General features: G+C 42.2%; 11 protein-coding genes. 8 read left to right on the top strand and 3 right to left on the bottom strand.

Going from position 1 to position 15,948, the window contains the following annotated elements; genetic code table 11:
• Positions 1–44 precede the first annotated feature (44 nt).
• The 3 genes from leuS (at position 45) to holA (ending at position 4,414) form a co-directional block, all read left to right on the top strand.
• Positions 45–2,666: a leucine--tRNA ligase gene (leuS, locus tag HYG89_RS11455; protein ID WP_178867566.1), complete on the top strand. Its 2,622-nt coding sequence runs from the start codon at positions 45–47 to the stop codon at positions 2,664–2,666.
• Between the two features lie 196 nt (positions 2,667–2,862).
• The gene (gene lptE, locus HYG89_RS11450) at positions 2,863–3,393 is read left to right on the top strand and encodes an LPS assembly lipoprotein LptE (protein WP_178867564.1); all 531 of its coding nucleotides are present in this window, start codon (positions 2,863–2,865) and stop codon (positions 3,391–3,393) included.
• A 22-nt stretch (positions 3,394–3,415) separates the two neighbouring features.
• A complete protein-coding gene (gene holA, locus HYG89_RS11445; RefSeq protein ID WP_178867562.1) occupies positions 3,416–4,414 on the top strand; it encodes a DNA polymerase III subunit delta in 999 nt (332 codons plus the stop codon).
• A gap of 50 nt (positions 4,415–4,464) precedes the next feature.
• Here the strand turns inward: holA and HYG89_RS11440 are convergent, their stop codons facing one another.
• Positions 4,465–4,914, bottom strand: coding sequence for a bacteriohemerythrin (locus tag HYG89_RS11440; RefSeq protein WP_004974971.1), 450 nt, complete (start codon positions 4,912–4,914; stop codon positions 4,465–4,467).
• A gap of 413 nt (positions 4,915–5,327) precedes the next feature.
• On the opposite strand from HYG89_RS11440, the gene HYG89_RS11435 reads away from it, so the two are divergent.
• From HYG89_RS11435 to HYG89_RS11425, 3 genes are read left to right on the top strand one after another with little or no spacing between them, the layout of a single operon-like run.
• Positions 5,328–6,662: an efflux RND transporter periplasmic adaptor subunit gene (locus tag HYG89_RS11435; protein WP_178867560.1), complete on the top strand. Its 1,335-nt coding sequence runs from the start codon at positions 5,328–5,330 to the stop codon at positions 6,660–6,662.
• A gap of 1 nt (position 6,663) precedes the next feature.
• Positions 6,664–8,637 (top strand): MacB family efflux pump subunit, encoded by a 1,974-nt coding sequence (locus tag HYG89_RS11430; protein WP_178867558.1) that lies wholly within the window; start codon positions 6,664–6,666, stop codon positions 8,635–8,637.
• A gap of 22 nt (positions 8,638–8,659) precedes the next feature.
• The gene (locus HYG89_RS11425) at positions 8,660–10,096 is read left to right on the top strand and encodes an efflux transporter outer membrane subunit (protein WP_178867612.1); all 1,437 of its coding nucleotides are present in this window, start codon (positions 8,660–8,662) and stop codon (positions 10,094–10,096) included.
• Between the two features lie 96 nt (positions 10,097–10,192).
• Here HYG89_RS11425 and HYG89_RS11420 read toward each other — a convergent pair whose 3' ends face one another.
• Positions 10,193–11,461, bottom strand: coding sequence for a sensor histidine kinase KdpD (locus HYG89_RS11420; protein WP_004974961.1), 1,269 nt, complete (start codon positions 11,459–11,461; stop codon positions 10,193–10,195).
• 816 nt (positions 11,462–12,277) lie between these two features.
• On the opposite strand from HYG89_RS11420, the gene HYG89_RS11415 reads away from it, so the two are divergent.
• A complete protein-coding gene (locus HYG89_RS11415; protein WP_178867555.1) occupies positions 12,278–14,512 on the top strand; it encodes an NADP-dependent isocitrate dehydrogenase in 2,235 nt (744 codons plus the stop codon).
• 191 nt (positions 14,513–14,703) lie between these two features.
• A complete protein-coding gene (locus HYG89_RS11410; RefSeq protein WP_178867553.1) occupies positions 14,704–15,003 on the top strand; it encodes an HNH endonuclease in 300 nt (99 codons plus the stop codon).
• 709 nt (positions 15,004–15,712) lie between these two features.
• Here the strand turns inward: HYG89_RS11410 and HYG89_RS11405 are convergent.
• Positions 15,713–15,948: integrase core domain-containing protein (locus HYG89_RS11405; RefSeq protein ID WP_141112804.1), on the bottom strand; the 236-nt coding region annotated here is incomplete at its 5' end.

The following is a 15,948-nucleotide window of genomic DNA, read 5'->3' as shown; positions in this document are numbered from 1 at the left end:
TGTGTGACACACTTTTTTTAACCGTTTATTCCTGATTTAACCTTATGACTACTCACATTGACCCTGAATATCAAGCCAGTGCGATTGAACCCCAAGTCCAAAGCGACTGGGAATCTCGTAAAGCCTTTAAAGTTGCCGACACAGTCGAAGGTCCACATCGTTATATCCTCTCGATGTTCCCTTACCCAAGCGGCAAACTGCACATGGGTCACGTGCGTAACTACACCATTGGTGATGTAATTAGCCGTTTTCACCGTTTAAAAGGTGAAACAGTCTTACAACCTATGGGTTGGGATGCTTTTGGTTTACCTGCTGAAAACGCAGCGATTGCGCATCAGGTTGCCCCAGCTAAATGGACTTTTGAAAATATCGCCTACATGCGCGACCAATTGAAAAAACTAGGTTTGGCAGTAGATTGGGATCGTGAATTTGCCACTTGCACCCCAGAGTATTACCACTGGGAACAATGGTTATTCGTGCAACTGTATAAAAAAGGGTTAATTTATCGCAAACTCTCGACAGTCAACTGGGATCCTGTCGATCAAACAGTTTTGGCCAATGAACAGGTCGAAAATGGTCGTGGTTGGCGTTCAGGTGCATTGGTAGAAAAACGCGATATTCCAATGTACTACTTCCGCATTACCGATTATGCCCAAGAATTATTAGACGATTTAGAAACTTTAAAAGATGGCTGGCCACAGCAAGTCTTGACCATGCAACGCAACTGGATTGGGCGTTCGCAAGGGATGGAAATCACATTCCCATCGGCAAATCCTGAAATTTATGCAGATGGTCTGACTGTATTTACAACGCGTGCTGACACGTTAATGGGTGCAACTTATGTGGCTGTTGCTGCAGAACATCCAATGGCGTTAAAAGCAGCAGAAAACAATGCACAATTAAAAGCCTTTATTGAAGAATGCCGCATGGGTTCTGTGGCAGAAGCTGACCTTGCCACTGCCGAGAAAAAAGGCATGGCGACTGGCTTATTTGTGAAGCATCCAGTAACAGGTAAAGAATTACCTGTGTGGATTGCCAACTATGTGTTGATGTCTTACGGTTCTGGCGCGGTGATGGCTGTACCTTCACACGATGAGCGTGATTTTGAGTTTGCCAATAAATTCCAATTGCCAATTATTCAGGTGATTGATGCCAAAGGTGCAGACGATGCGGACTTTGACACAACCCAATGGCAAGAATGGTACGGTTCTAAAGAAGGTAAACTGGTCAATTCAGGCGAATTTGATGGTTTAGATTTCCAAGCGGCTTTTGATGCACTTTTAGCGAAATTAGAGCCACAAGGCTTAGCCAATGTAAAAGTACAATTCCGTTTACGTGACTGGGGTGTTTCACGCCAACGTTACTGGGGCTGCCCAATTCCGATGATCAACTGTGAAAAATGTGGACAAGTTCCAGTTCCAGAAGATCAGCTTCCTGTCATTTTACCTACCGATGTTGTGCCAGATGGCTCAGGCAACCCGTTAAATAAAATGCCTGAATTCTATCAAACTACTTGCCCATGCTGTGGTGGCGAAGCACGTCGTGAAACCGATACCTTAGATACTTTTGTAGAATCATCTTGGTATTATGCACGTTATGCATCTCCAGATTTTACAGGTGGTATGGTCAAGCCTGAAGCTGCGCAAACTTGGTTGCCAGTTAATCAATATATTGGTGGTGTAGAACACGCCATCTTGCACTTATTGTACGCGCGTTTCTTCCACAAACTTATGCGTGATGAAGGCGTGGTACAAGGCAATGAGCCATTTACCAACTTGCTGACTCAAGGCATGGTCTTGGCTGACACCTTCTACCGCGAAGCAGAAAGCGGCAAGAAAACTTGGTTTAACCCAGCCGATATCGAACTTGAAAAAGACGAAAAAGGTCGCGTTCTTTCGGCTAAATACATGGGCGATGGTCAAGCAGTAATTGTTGGCGGTCAGGAAAAAATGTCGAAGTCAAAAAACAACGGTATCGACCCGCAAGCCATTATTGACCAATACGGCGCAGATACTGCACGTGTGTTTATGATGTTCGCTGCACCACCAGATCAGTCTTTAGAATGGTCAGATGCAGGTGTTGAAGGTGCGAACCGCTTCTTAAAACGTGTTTGGCGTTTGGCGGCAGGTTTCCTTGAAAAAGGCAGCAATGCAACTGCAATTGACAGCAGCAAACTTGCTACAGCAGCACAGGAATTACGTCGCAAAACCCATGAAACCATTCAAAAAGTGGGCGATGACATTGAGCGTCGTCATGCGTTCAACACTGCAATTGCAGCATTGATGGAACTCTTGAATGCTTGCAACAAGTTTGAAGCGCAAAACGAACAAGACCTTGCGGTTGAACGCGAAGCGATTGTGACGTTATTGACCTTGCTTGCACCATTTGCACCACACTTGAGCCAAACCTTGTTGGCAGAGTTCGGAATTGAATTAACTTCTACCCTATTCCCTGTAGTCGATGAGTCTGCATTAACCCGTAACACTCAAACGATTGTGGTGCAGGTAAATGGTAAATTACGTGGCAAGCTTGATGTAGCAGTAGATGCATCTAAAGAAGACATTCTTGCACTTGCCAAAGCCTTACCTGAAGTACAACCATTCTTGACTGGGCCAACCAAGAAAGAAATTGTGGTACCGAATAAGTTAGTGAATTTGGTGGTTTAAGTGCTTTTAAACCTCCCTTTTTTAAAGGGAGGCTTGGAGGGATTTTATAAAACAATCCCCCTAAACCCTCCTACAAAAAAGGAATTAAAACAATTTCCAAACAAAGCCCGTTGTCAGTCAATGGGCTTTGCACCTACAATCAAGATATTCTCAACTTCCGCTTTTAAACTTTCAAGAATATTACAGAGGACAGCACATGCACTTTAGCCAACGTCTAGCAGTCATTGTTTTAACTTGTGGACTCAGTGCTGGCTTAGTCGGCTGTGGTTTTCATCTTAAAGGCACCAATCCAAGCATTGCACCTGTGGCTTATTCAAAAATGAGTCTGGCTTTACCGAGCAATGCTGAAGAATTAGAAGAAAAACTTTCCATTCACATGGGTACAGCGGGCGTACAACTCAGCAATGACCCTAATGCCTATGTACTGCGTGTACTTGACTATACGCCACGTCGCTTGGAATTGAATGGCAAACTGGTAGAAACCTTATTACGTTTGAGTGTGACTTTCCGTATTGAAGATGCGCAAGGCAACCCGATCACCGAACCTCGTACCGTCATGGCAACGCGCAGTTATCAATACGATGTGGCAACTGTGAATACCGATGATCAAGAACAAAAATTTTTAAGAGAAGTGATTATTGATGATGTTGCGCAGCAAATTGTGCGTCAAATTTCATCTAACCGCTTACCTTTGGTCAACCCACCAGTTTACACGCCTAATAAATAAGCAACTGAGTTCAGATTAATCTATGAAACTTGACTATCTACAAGCCCTAAAACGTGTTGATGAAGCACGTGGCGCATGGATTTTGCATGGTCAAGAACCTTTACTCGAGCAAAACTTGCTGGATGCTTTTCGTGCTAGCTGGCAAAAACAAGAGATCGAACGTCAACGCTATGATTTAAATAGCGTTAGCGACTGGAAAAATGTATTCAATGCCTTAAACAGTCTGTCACTGTTTTCGAGTCAATTGGCGGTTGAAGTACACGGCAATATCAAGCCCGATGCCAGCACACTAAAACAACTGAAAAGTTATATTCAGCACAATGAACAAAACTTGCTGTTGGTAGTGATGCCAAAACAGGACAGCAATAGCCTGAAATCCAGTTTTTTTCAGTTGATTGATGCCAATGGGGTCAATGTTGCACTCACGGCGAATTATCCTAAAGATCGGCAGCAGATTTTAGGTTTGGAAGCAGAAAAGCTTGGCATCCAATTGGGACATGATGCGTGGCAATGGTTGGAACAACATCATGAACACAACCTTTTGGCTGCCAAAAACAGCTTAATGCGGGTCAGTGACACCTTTCCTGAAATTCAGCAGATTCAGATTGAACATTTACATGCCTGTTTACAAGATCAATCCCGTTATAGCACTTACGATTTAAATGATGCTTTACTGGCGGGAAATCTAGCGCAAGCCATGAAAATTTTTCAATACCTCATGGCTTCGGGTGAAGCCATGAGTTTAATTTTGTGGAGCATCAGCAAAGAAATGCGCCTGCTGATGCAATTATTTGAACAACCACAAAATGCTTTGCAACTGGGTATTTGGAAAAACAAAGTCAGTGTTTATCAGCAAGCTTTGCGACGTTTAAATCCAAATAGTTTCTTGCAATGGCCCGCCCTATTATTGCGTATTGATGCCGCCATCAAAGGGATGTCCAAGGAAAACCCTGAACATTTGGTGCTACAAGCCATTACAGAACTCTGTGGTAAAACGCTGTTTGCTTCTCACTCGGCTTAATTAAGCAGACTTCATCAAATAATTTTTAAAATCATCTGCTTTTCAGAGGATTAGCTAAAGAAACGTGCAAACCAACTTTTACCTTTTTTCTGCTCCTGCGAACGCAAATAATGCAGCATATTGTCACGTACTGCATCGACATAATCCTGATCATCATGCTGAATATGGTTAATCAACCATTTAGACAATAAACGATACAAGTCATGTTCTACCGATTCGCCATTGGCAAAACGCTGACGGCAATCATTCAAACGCTTCACAAAGAGTTCGTGAATACCGCGATGCGATGGTAAGTATTGATAATTGACCTGTGACAACAAGTTTTCTTCAAAGCTAAAATGCGATTGCGTATAGTCAATCAAGTCATCCAAGACTTCTTTGATTTGCTCCCGCGCACCTGTCGCTCGTATTTTTTCCAGCGCATTAATATAGTCCAGAATTTGTCGATGTTGATTGTCAATCACATCAATTCCAATATTAAATTTCTCACTCCATTCCATGATTTACCCCTCAGATTTTTTGCTTAAAGTCGTGTTTTATTGCATCGTCCCGATGCCGTATTATCCTAATGATTAAATCCATAATTATTTTATGGAATTTGATACTAGCCGCTTTTAATTTTTAAATCCATATAGAAAATAAGGTTTTTTAAGCAACTTAGACCATAGTTGTATTTTTCAGCATTTATCATAAAAATTCATAAAATTATCATAGAGATGAAACAAACTACCCCACCTCGTTAACAGATGCTATTTTCACTTTTTTTATGGATGTAATACCGTACTCAGACTGTATTAAATCTAGCTCAAACCACTAATAAATAATTCTCATTTGCAGTTTCTTCAAAAAATTCACGATTTATCCTTATTTCACTTCTATAATCCTTTTAATTTCTTTTTCTGTTTTTTGACTCATGCCAAAAATAAAATCGACCAAACTTATTGCGGGAATTATCATTGCGCTGATGCTGGCATTTGCCGCTTGGTATTTTTTAAAACCCAAAGAACAACAACCGCAATACATTACTGCCGAAGTGAGCCGTGGAGATATTGAAAGTGCGGTTTTAGCAACAGGCGTGCTTGAAGCCACCAAAATGGTCAGCGTTGGTGCGCAGGTTTCAGGTCAAGTCAAAAAAATGTATGTTCAGTTAGGCGATCAGGTCAAACAAGGACAGTTGATTGCCCAAATTGACTCTGTACGACAGGAAAACGAGTTTAAAACAGCACAAGCCAGTATTAAAAACCAACAGGCACAATTGGCGGTTCGACAAGCCAATCTCGCCAAAGTCGCAGCAGAATATCAGCGTCAACAAGCCATGTATGCGCAAGATGCGACCTCACGTGCCGAACTTGAAACTGCCTTAGCCAACTATAAAACTTCACAAGCAGAAATTGCTGCCATTAACGCTCAAATTGAACAGTCACGCCTAACTTTAGACACGTCTAAAGAAAATTTAGGTTATACCCGTATTCTTGCCCCAATGGATGGCACTGTCGTCGCAATTGTGACCGAAGAAGGTCAAACCGTGAACGCCAATCAAAGTGCGCCCACGATTGTTAAATTAGCCAAACTTGACACCATGACTGTAAAAGCAGAAATTTCTGAAGCGGATGTGATGAAGGTCGAAGAAGGACAAACGGTTTATTTCACCACCTTGGGCAACAGTGAGAAAAAACATTACGCTACTTTACGTCAGGTAGAACCTGCACCCAAATCCATCAATACCGAAAGCAATAACAACACCTCATCATCTTCAAGTTCTGCCGTGTACTACAACGCTTTATTTGACGTACCAAATGAAGACGGCAAACTACGCATCAATATGACTGCACAAGTATCCATTGTTTTGGCAGAAGCGCGCAATGTGCTGACCATTCCTGCTGCTGCGGTGCAAGGTGCAAACCGTTCACGCAGTCGTAGCAACAGCAATAATTCAGACAGCAACGCACGTACTGAACGCAACAATACCGATGCCAGCTCTGCCAAACGCCCTGCCCGTTTGGAATTGACAGCCAATGAAAAAGCCTTGGTTGATCAAGGTAAAGCCTCTTTAGGCATGGTACGTGTACTGCAAGCCGATGGCTCAGCTCGACCTCAATCGGTATTGCTTGGCTTAAATAACCGTGCAACAGTACAAGTCATTCGTGGCTTAAAACTGGGCGATCAAGTCATTATTGCCGATGGCTCCGATACCTCAAACGATGCGGCGAAGCGTGGTGGTCGTGTTGGCCCATCAGTGAGAATGTAAGATGAGTCAGTCACAACCTCTGTTAGAGGTCACCAATCTGACCCGTGAATTCCCTGCGGGTGAATCTACAGTGCAGATTCTCAAAGGCATTGACCTGAAGATCTACCCAGGTGAATTGGTTGCCATTGTAGGTCAGTCGGGTTCGGGGAAATCCACTCTCATGAATATTTTGGGCTGTCTGGATCAACCCACCACTGGCAGCTATAAAGTCAAAGGACGTGAAACCCGACAACTTGAAGCCGATGAACTGGCACAGCTACGTCGTGAATATTTTGGTTTTATTTTCCAGCGCTATCACTTATTGGGTGATTTAAGCGCTGCGGGCAACGTCGAAGTGCCTGCAATTTATGCAGGTGCCGATGTTGAAGAACGACAAACTCGCGCAACTGCGCTGCTCAGTGATTTAGGTCTAGCCGATAAAACCCAAAACCGCCCAAGTCAGCTTTCAGGTGGGCAACAACAACGTGTATCCATTGCACGTGCCTTGATGAATGGTGGCGATGTGATTCTTGCCGATGAACCCACAGGTGCACTCGACAAGAATAGCGGTATTGAAGTGATGCGGATTTTGCGTGAGCTGAATGCCAAAGGTCACACCATCATCTTGGTCACACATGACCATAATGTCGCTAAAAATGCCACACGGATTATTGAAATCAGTGATGGGCTTATTATTTCTGATCAGCCCAACACACCTGCCGATCAGGATGATATTACTCAACAAACCTTGCAACATCCGCCACAAAAAAGAACTTCAGCTTGGCGCTCTGTATTTGATCGTTTAGGTGAAGCCTTCCGCATGGCGCTACTGGCGATGAATGCACATCGCATGCGCACCTTTTTAACCATGCTCGGGATTATTATCGGGATCGCTTCGGTTGTATCTGTTGTGGCACTGGGCAATGGTTCACAGAAACAAATTTTAGAAAACATCAGCAGTTTAGGCACCAATACCATCACCGTGTTTCAAGGGCGTGGTTTTGGTGATACCTCGCGCTCATCTCAGCTTAAAACCCTAATTCCTGCCGATGCCGATGCTTTGGCAGAACAACCTTATGTGGATGGGGTCAGCCCATCGGTCAATAGCAACGTCACAGTACGTTTTAAAGACACCGAGGCTTCTGCCACAGTCAATGGTGTGAGCGAAGACTTTTTCTATGTGCGCGGCATGAACTTCCAGTCGGGTCAGCCTTTTGACAAACACAGCGTGCTGGAACAAGCGCAAGATGTGGTGATTGATCACAACACCAAAAATACATTTTTTAGTGATGGCAGCAACCCTGTCGGGCAAGTAATTTTATTGGGCAGCGTACCCAGCCGTATTATTGGCGTGGTCGAAGAACAAAAAAGCATGATGGGCAATGCCGACAGCTTAAATGTGTATTTGCCCTACTCTACGGTAATGAGCCGCATGCTTGGCCAAAGCCATGTGCGCAGCATTATTGTACGAGTCAAAGATGAATATCCAAGTGCTGCAGCAGAAAATGCCATCCTAAGTCTGTTGGTACAGCGTCATGGTGCGCAGGATGTATTTACTCAAAATGCCGACAGTATCCGTGAAACCATCCAACAAACTACCGCCACCATGACCTTACTGGTTTCTGCTATTGCAGTGATTTCACTGGTGGTCGGTGGAATTGGCGTAATGAACATCATGTTGGTCTCTGTCACAGAACGCACCCAAGAAATTGGGGTACGCATGGCAGTCGGCGCACGACAAAGCGATATTTTGCAGCAATTTTTAATTGAAGCCATTTTAGTGTGTATTTTAGGCGGTGTACTTGGCGTCTTGCTCGCACTCGGAATTGGGCAATTGATTAATCATGTGGCAGGTGGAACCTTTCAAATGGCGTACTCCACCACCTCGATTGTAGCCGCTTTTGTCTGTTCAAGCCTGATTGGAATTGTGTTCGGTTTTATTCCTGCACGTAATGCTGCCCAACTGAACCCTGTCGATGCGCTATCTAGAGAATAAGGAATTAGAGTAAGGAATGATGATGCGATTTAACCAGAAGTCACGACAATTCAGCCAACTCGTCACTGCGCTTTTTCTTGGCAGCAGCTTAGTGGGTTGTGCAGCCGTAGTCAAAACACCTTATCAGGCACCTGCTGTAAATATTCCTCAACAGTTTGAGCAGCAGCAAAAAAGCCAGCAAGTCCTTGCACAACTAAATACAGACCGTTGGTGGACACTCTTTCACGATGCTGCTTTAAATCAATTGGTTGAACAAGTCTTGGCGCGTAACAGTGACCTCGCGGTTGCAGGACTGAATTTACAACAAGCCAGATTACAAGCCAAACAAAGCCAAAGTCAGCAAGGTGTCCGGATTGGCAATGCAGGTATTTCTACAGGGCATCAATTTAGTTTAGAGGGCAATGGTGATACAGCGCGTGGGATTTCGCTGAATTATCCCGGACTGAGCTATGAATTGGACTTATTCGGTAAACTTGCCAATCAGACTGAAGCTGCACGTTGGGAAGCCTTAGCCACCGAACAAGACTTACAAGCCACCGCACAAAGCCTGATTGCAACCACTGCCAATTTATATTGGCAATTGGGTTATTTAAATGAACGCTATGTTGTCGCACAACAAAACCTTGCCAGTACGCAAAAAACGTATCAATTGGTCAGTGCGCAATATCGCGCGGGTGCAGTTTCAGGATTGGATTTAAACCAAGCCGAACAAGCCCTGCAAAGTCAAAAATCAACCTTGAGCCAAATTGCACAGCAAAAAGTTGAAACACGCACCGCCTTGGCAGTTTTACTGCATCAACCTGTGCAAATGTTGAATATCAATGAACCACAGAGTTTAGCCGTTGTTCGTTTACCGAATATTACTGCTGGCTTACCTGCAGAACTGCTGTCACGTCGTCCCGACTTACGTGCAGCCGAATTACGTTTACGTAAAGCCTTGGCCAATAAAGATGCCAATCGAGCCAGTTATTACCCATCCATCAGTCTTACAGGCACACTCAGTACAGGTGTCGGTACAGGCGCGCATACCTCTTTAAGCGATGCCCTAAAAAACCCAATTGCCACTTTAGGTGCAGGTTTAACCCTGCCATTTTTGCAATGGAATGATATGCAGCGCGATCTAAAAGTGAATGCTTTGGAATATGAAAAAGCCATTGTGCAATATCGACAAACTTTATATAAAGCCTTTGCCGATGTCGAAAATGCACTGTCAGCACGAACCGCGCTGAATCAACAAGTCGCGCTGCAAAGCCGCAATTTAGCACTGGCAGAGAAAACTGAACGCTTAACTGAGGTGCGTTATCGGCATGGTGCGATTGCCTTAAAAAACCTGCTAGATGCACAAGAAACCACCCGCAATGCACGTTTAAGTTTATTGCAGACCAAGCAAAACCAATACAACGCCTATGTGACTTTATTGCAAGCGTTGGGTGGTAGTCCGATTCAAAACATTCAATAATGCAAGAGTTGATCTAAATTGATCACGATAAAAAAAGCCTGTGGATGATTTTAAACATCCACAGGCTTTTGCTTGCTTTGTATATAAACTTTGAAATTAAGTTTTCTCAGATAATAACGCTTCTTTACTTAATACTTGATGGCTACTGGTCGCAATTGGCAAACTGACTTTAAAAGTCGTTCCCACACCTTCTTTCGATTCCACCACAATTTGCCCGTGGTTCAAATCGACAAAACGCTTACACAACACCAAACCTAAACCAATACCCTTTTCACCTGCAGTGCCTTTAAAACTAACAGTAAGTTTAGGCTCGAACAGCGTTTCGAGTTGTTGTGCAGTCATGCCCAAACCCGTATCTTGAATATAAATATCCACACTGGTTTCTGTTTGCTCTGCACGTAAAATGACTTTGCCTGTGCCATCGGTAAAGGTAAATTTCAGCGCATTCGACACCAAATTTTGAATCACCGAGGTAATCATATTGATGTCGGCATAAACTTTAATGCCTTCTTCAACTTGATCAATCAGTTCAATATTTTTCTTGATTGCCAAACTTTTCAACACATCGCAAACAATTTTGGTCGATTGCTTTAACTCAAAATTAATTGGGTGATACACAAAGCGTCCACCCTCTGCCATCGCCCAATTCAATAAACTTTCTAGCAAGTTATAGGTCGATTGTGCTGTGTCGAATAAATAGTCGGCAATATTTTGAATACTAGAATCATCCAAAGTTTCGCGCTCTTGCGCTAAAACTTCCGAAAACCCCAATAAGCCATGAAATGGCGCGCGCAAATCATGCGCAATAATTTGGAAAAATTTGGTTTTACTAAAATTCAATGCAGACTGCTGTTCATACAGTTCTTTTAAGCTTGCATAATCAACTTTTAATTCAATATAACGCACCAAACCTGCAGCAAACTCCGCCACTGTCGGCAAAGCACCTAAACTAAACGCTTCTTCACGATGATCAAATAACAACAACTGCCCAATCGACTCGCCATCGGTTTTGAGTAAATCCAGTGCGATTAGGCGCGCGGCTTCTATCCCCAAACTTGCGATGTGCTGCACAAAATTTGCATATTGAGGATGTTGAGGTTCAATCAGTTGCTGACCTTGAAAGAAAGCGTCTAACCGTGCGTTTGGGTTGGCACGAAAGGCTTTAAAAACTTGATTGGTGGAATACCAGATGTACGGCTCATTTTTAAAAGTCAAAATGGCATGATCTACTTGCAGCATTTGACGGGCAAACTTCAAAAAACCATCAATTTGGTTACTTGGCGTATGTACACCCAATAATAACGAGAGTGTGCAAGCACTGAGTTGCTCCGTTTCAGGACCAATTTCCAGCAACTGTATTTTCATTTTTGCCTCGTTAATTAAAGTGTGCCGCGCCTATGAATTATTTTGTCTACAAAACTCATCCACTGAATTCAGAGTTAACCTACAAACTTTAACACAAAACACAAGCTTTCAAACTAATTTAAAAAACTGCGTAACAACTCGGCATTTCTTCTTTACTACTTGATTTTTTCATCTATGGATTAACAAGGGTTTAGCTCACGCTTGATTATGATTTTTGATGGATCAAACGGTGCTACAAACCCACTAAAAAATACGCTTATTTTTGTAAAATTTGGACCATAAAAATAGATCTAAACTTTTAAAATATAAATCAGGCTTTTTATCTGTAGATTTCCCTCCGTTTTTGAAGAAAATCTCAACTTCTATACAAGAGTTTACATTGCATCACACTGTAAAAAATAGAAGCAACATATTGATAAACATATAAAATAAATAGAATAAATATATTTACCTATCATTTTCATCGGTTATTTATCAAACATTCGACTTAAGTCGAACCCTCAACTGGTTAATTTATAATAAAATATACATATATTTTTGATGTCATATCTTCATCATACGATTTGATTAGTATTTCAACAGTAAATACTCAAGGCGATTTTTAGGTTTAAATAGGCTCATTTTTACATTAAGCCGTGTCTTGACTCGCACAAATGCGACACATCATTTCGTAGCGAAATGGCGTCATCACTGTAATTACGTTGACTGAAATGCATAGAGAGTCGATACTCTCAAGGTTAAATTAGGCAAATCGGTTCGCAGGGGCTGAGTCATCATCTCGCTCCTAAAAAACTCAATCAAAGCAAGGGGCTATATATGGCTGGTGGAAAGTCAAAAATCATTTACACACTGACCGATGAGGCGCCATTGTTGGCGACCTACTCTCTACTGCCGATCATTGAGACCTTTACTAAGCCTGCTGGCATCGAGATTGTCAAGAGTGATATCTCTGTAGCAGCACGCGTACTCTCTGAATTCTCGGAATACCTAAGCGAAGAACAGAAGGTAGCCGACAACCTCGCAGAGCTTGGACGTCTCACGCAAGATCCAGATACCAATATCATCAAACTTCCAAACATCAGTGCTTCAGTTGCTCAGTTAGTTGCATGTATCAAGGAATTACAAGCAAAAGGCTATGCAATTCCTGACTATCCTGAAAATGAAAATACTGCAGAAGATAAAGCTTTACGCGCTCGTTTTGGCAAATGCTTAGGCTCAGCAGTAAACCCTGTATTACGTGAAGGTAACTCTGACCGTCGTGCACCTGCTGCAGTGAAAAACTATGCGAAAAAACACCCGCACTCTATGGGTGAATGGAAGCAATGGTCACAAACTCACGTTTCACACATGGATGAAGGCGACTTCTACCATGGCGAAAAATCGATGACGCTTGACCGCGCACGTAACGTAAAAATGGAACTCATCACTCAATCTGGTGAAACCATTGTACTGAAAGAAAAAGTAGCGTTACTTGACGGCGAAATCATCGATTCTATGTTCATGAGCAAGAAAGCGCTTTGCGACTTCTATGAAAAAGAATTGGATGATTGTAAAGAAGCAGGCATTTTGTTCTCTTTACACGTAAAAGCGACCATGATGAAAGTTTCACACCCGATTGTATTCGGTCACTGTGTGAAAATTTACTATAAAGAAGCGTTTGAAAAACACGGTAAATTGTTTGAAGAACTTGGCATTAACGTCAACAACGGTATGGCAGGTCTTTATGAAAAGATCGAAACCTTACCAACTTCTTTACGTGAAGAAATCATCGAAGATTTACACGCATGCCAAGAACACCGCCCTGCACTTGCAATGGTGGATTCTGCAAAAGGCATCACCAACTTCCACTCTCCAAACGACGTAATTGTAGATGCTTCTATGCCTGCAATGATTCGTGGTGGCGGTAAAATGTGGGGTGCTGACGGTAAACCTTACGACTGTAAAGCAGTAATGCCTGAATCTACTTTCGCGCGTATTTACCAAGAAATGATCAATTTCTGTAAGTGGAATGGTAACTTCGACCCACGTACGATGGGTACTGTGCCAAACGTAGGTTTGATGGCGCAAAAAGCTGAAGAATACGGCTCACACGACAAGACTTTTGAAGTTCCTGCTGCAGGTGTTGCAAACATCACTGATATTGACACTGGTGAAGTGTTGATGACTCAAAACGTAGAAGAAGGCGACATCTGGCGTATGTGTCAGGTGAAAGATGCACCTATTCGCGACTGGGTTAAACTTGCAGTAACACGTGCACGTAACTCTGGTATGCCAGCAATTTTCTGGTTAGACCCGTACCGTCCACACGAAAACGAAGTGATCAAGAAAGTTCAAAAATACTTAAAAGATCACGACACGACTGGTTTAGATATTCAAATCATGTCACAAGTTCGTGCGATGCGTTATACACTTGAGCGTGTTGCGCGTGGTTTAGACACCATTTCTGTAACAGGTAACATCTTACGTGACTACCTCACTGACTTGTTCCCAATTATGGAGCTTGGTACTTCTGCGAAAATGTTATCTATCGTTCCGTTAATGGCGGGTGGTGGTATGTACGAAACTGGTGCGGGTGGTTCTGCGCCTAAACACGTACAACAACTTGTTGAAGAAAACCACTTACGTTGGGATTCATTAGGTGAGTTCCTTGCGCTTGCTGCTTCTTTAGAAGAAATGGGTATTAAAGAAGATAATACTCGTGCGAAATTACTTGCATCAACTCTTGATCAAGCGACCAGCAAATTACTTGATAACGACAAGTCTCCATCACGTCGTACTGGCGAACTGGACAACCGTGGCAGCCACTTCTACTTGGCAAAATTCTGGGCAGAAGCACTTGCTGCTCAAGATGAAGATGCTGAGTTGAAAGCGAAGTTTGCACCACTTGCACAAGCTTTAGCTGCAAACGAAGACAAAATTGTTGCTGAACTTGCGGAAGTACAAGGTAAATCGGTTGATATCGGTGGTTACTACGCAGTAGATCAAGCTAAAGTGAATGCAGTAATGCGTCCAAGCGCAACATTCAATGCTGCACTTGATGCAGCTCAATAAGATGATGCAAAACTAACCTAAGTTAGTGATGTAAAAAACCAGCGCTTCGGCGCTGGTTTTTTTACACCCTCATTTATATAGTGTTATGACAACTATTTCATTTTATGCTTAGATCTAAATTTTATGAATGTGAGTTATCAAAGGTTAGGATTTTTCATTCAACTATAGCCATAAAATAAGGAAAACCTAAAATGGCAAATTCATGGGGAATACCAAAGCACATAGAAGATGCGGTCTCGGAGCGAGACCTGTGCTGTGTATATTGCGGCAAAAAGTTTGGCACTGAAAGAGCTAATAAGAAGTCTTGGGAACACATTATCAACGATATAAGAATAACAACCTTATCCAATATTGCATTGTGCTGTGTTGGCTGCAATGCATCTAAAGGCAATAAAGACTTAGCAACTTGGTTCCATTCTGAGAATGCTCGAAAAAGAGGCGTCACCACTGAGACAATTGCAGATGTCATCAAAGTAGCTTTAGATAGTTAATAAAGCTTTTAAGTACCACAAGCCCTATAAGACACCCGATCAATCACATTTGATTATTGTATTGATCTAATAATTTAAGCTTAACATCTGATTCCACCATGAGTATCCAAACAAAGATCGGGTACTCATTTTACGAAGTGACCACCTGATATGTGGCTAATAGAATCATCGAAAATTTTCTAGGGATTTGATATAAGTTATTAATTTCAGACAATAAAAAACCCCCAAGTCTTAATATGCTTGAGGGCTTTTCCTTTATATGGTCCCGAGGGTCAGAACTATATCCAAACAATAACACCATGATATTAAAAGATATTTTAATTAAATATACCAATGTATATCTTTATTTTCTATTTCACCCTGCTTCAACACTCGTTCGCTAGGCTCTATATCTTGATGAATAATTATCTGAATTTTCAACGAAATAAAAAGCCAACTTTCAATCGTCGGCTTTGTTGTTAGCAATATTTAGCAGATTGGCTCGGTTGATCCCCCATGTGAAATATTAAACAATTTGTCTTCTTAACATAATGATTTTTAATATCCGAAGATATATGTGCCTCATCGCTTATATATGTTTTATATTTCAAATCAATATGATTAATATTCTTACTGCCTTTCCAAGAAAATAGATTCTCATGCCACTATCTAAACGTAGAAAAAAACCGCATGAACCGTACCAGGTTTGTCGGAGACTTTTTTATTTAAGTTAGGCCACCTGACCTAACGGATTAATCTTATCATAGTACATTGCTTCAAACTCAAAAGGCGATACATAACCCAGTGCGCTGTGTACACGTTCTTTATTGAACCAATCGACCCAGTTTAGTGTCGCAAGTTGTACATCCGCTAAACCTTGCCAATCCGCTTTTAAATATTCAATCACCTCTGTTTTGTATAAGCCATTCACCGTTTCAGCCAAAGCATTATCGTATGAATCACCGG

The organism is Acinetobacter sp. SwsAc5 (genome assembly GCF_013391485.1).
Classification (GTDB): domain Bacteria; phylum Pseudomonadota; class Gammaproteobacteria; order Pseudomonadales; family Moraxellaceae; genus Acinetobacter; species Acinetobacter towneri.
The sequence above is the reverse complement of the archived record's forward strand: the minus strand, read 5'-3'. Positions and strand labels throughout refer to the sequence as shown.

What these genes read in the sequence shown, in the direction of transcription:
- leuS (WP_178867566.1), top strand. Translation starts at nt 45, where the DNA reads ATGACTACTCACATTGACCCTGAATATCAAGCCAGTGCGATTGAACCC.
- lptE (WP_178867564.1), top strand. Translation starts at nt 2,863, where the DNA reads ATGCACTTTAGCCAACGTCTAGCAGTCATTGTTTTAACTTGTGGACTC.
- holA (WP_178867562.1), top strand. Translation starts at nt 3,416, where the DNA reads ATGAAACTTGACTATCTACAAGCCCTAAAACGTGTTGATGAAGCACGT.
- HYG89_RS11440 (WP_004974971.1), bottom strand. Translation starts at nt 4,914, where the DNA reads ATGGAATGGAGTGAGAAATTTAATATTGGAATTGATGTGATTGACAAT.
- HYG89_RS11435 (WP_178867560.1), top strand. Translation starts at nt 5,328, where the DNA reads ATGCCAAAAATAAAATCGACCAAACTTATTGCGGGAATTATCATTGCG.
- HYG89_RS11430 (WP_178867558.1), top strand. Translation starts at nt 6,664, where the DNA reads ATGAGTCAGTCACAACCTCTGTTAGAGGTCACCAATCTGACCCGTGAA.
- HYG89_RS11425 (WP_178867612.1), top strand. Translation starts at nt 8,660, where the DNA reads ATGCGATTTAACCAGAAGTCACGACAATTCAGCCAACTCGTCACTGCG.
- HYG89_RS11420 (WP_004974961.1), bottom strand. Translation starts at nt 11,461, where the DNA reads ATGAAAATACAGTTGCTGGAAATTGGTCCTGAAACGGAGCAACTCAGT.
- HYG89_RS11415 (WP_178867555.1), top strand. Translation starts at nt 12,278, where the DNA reads ATGGCTGGTGGAAAGTCAAAAATCATTTACACACTGACCGATGAGGCG.
- HYG89_RS11410 (WP_178867553.1), top strand. Translation starts at nt 14,704, where the DNA reads ATGGCAAATTCATGGGGAATACCAAAGCACATAGAAGATGCGGTCTCG.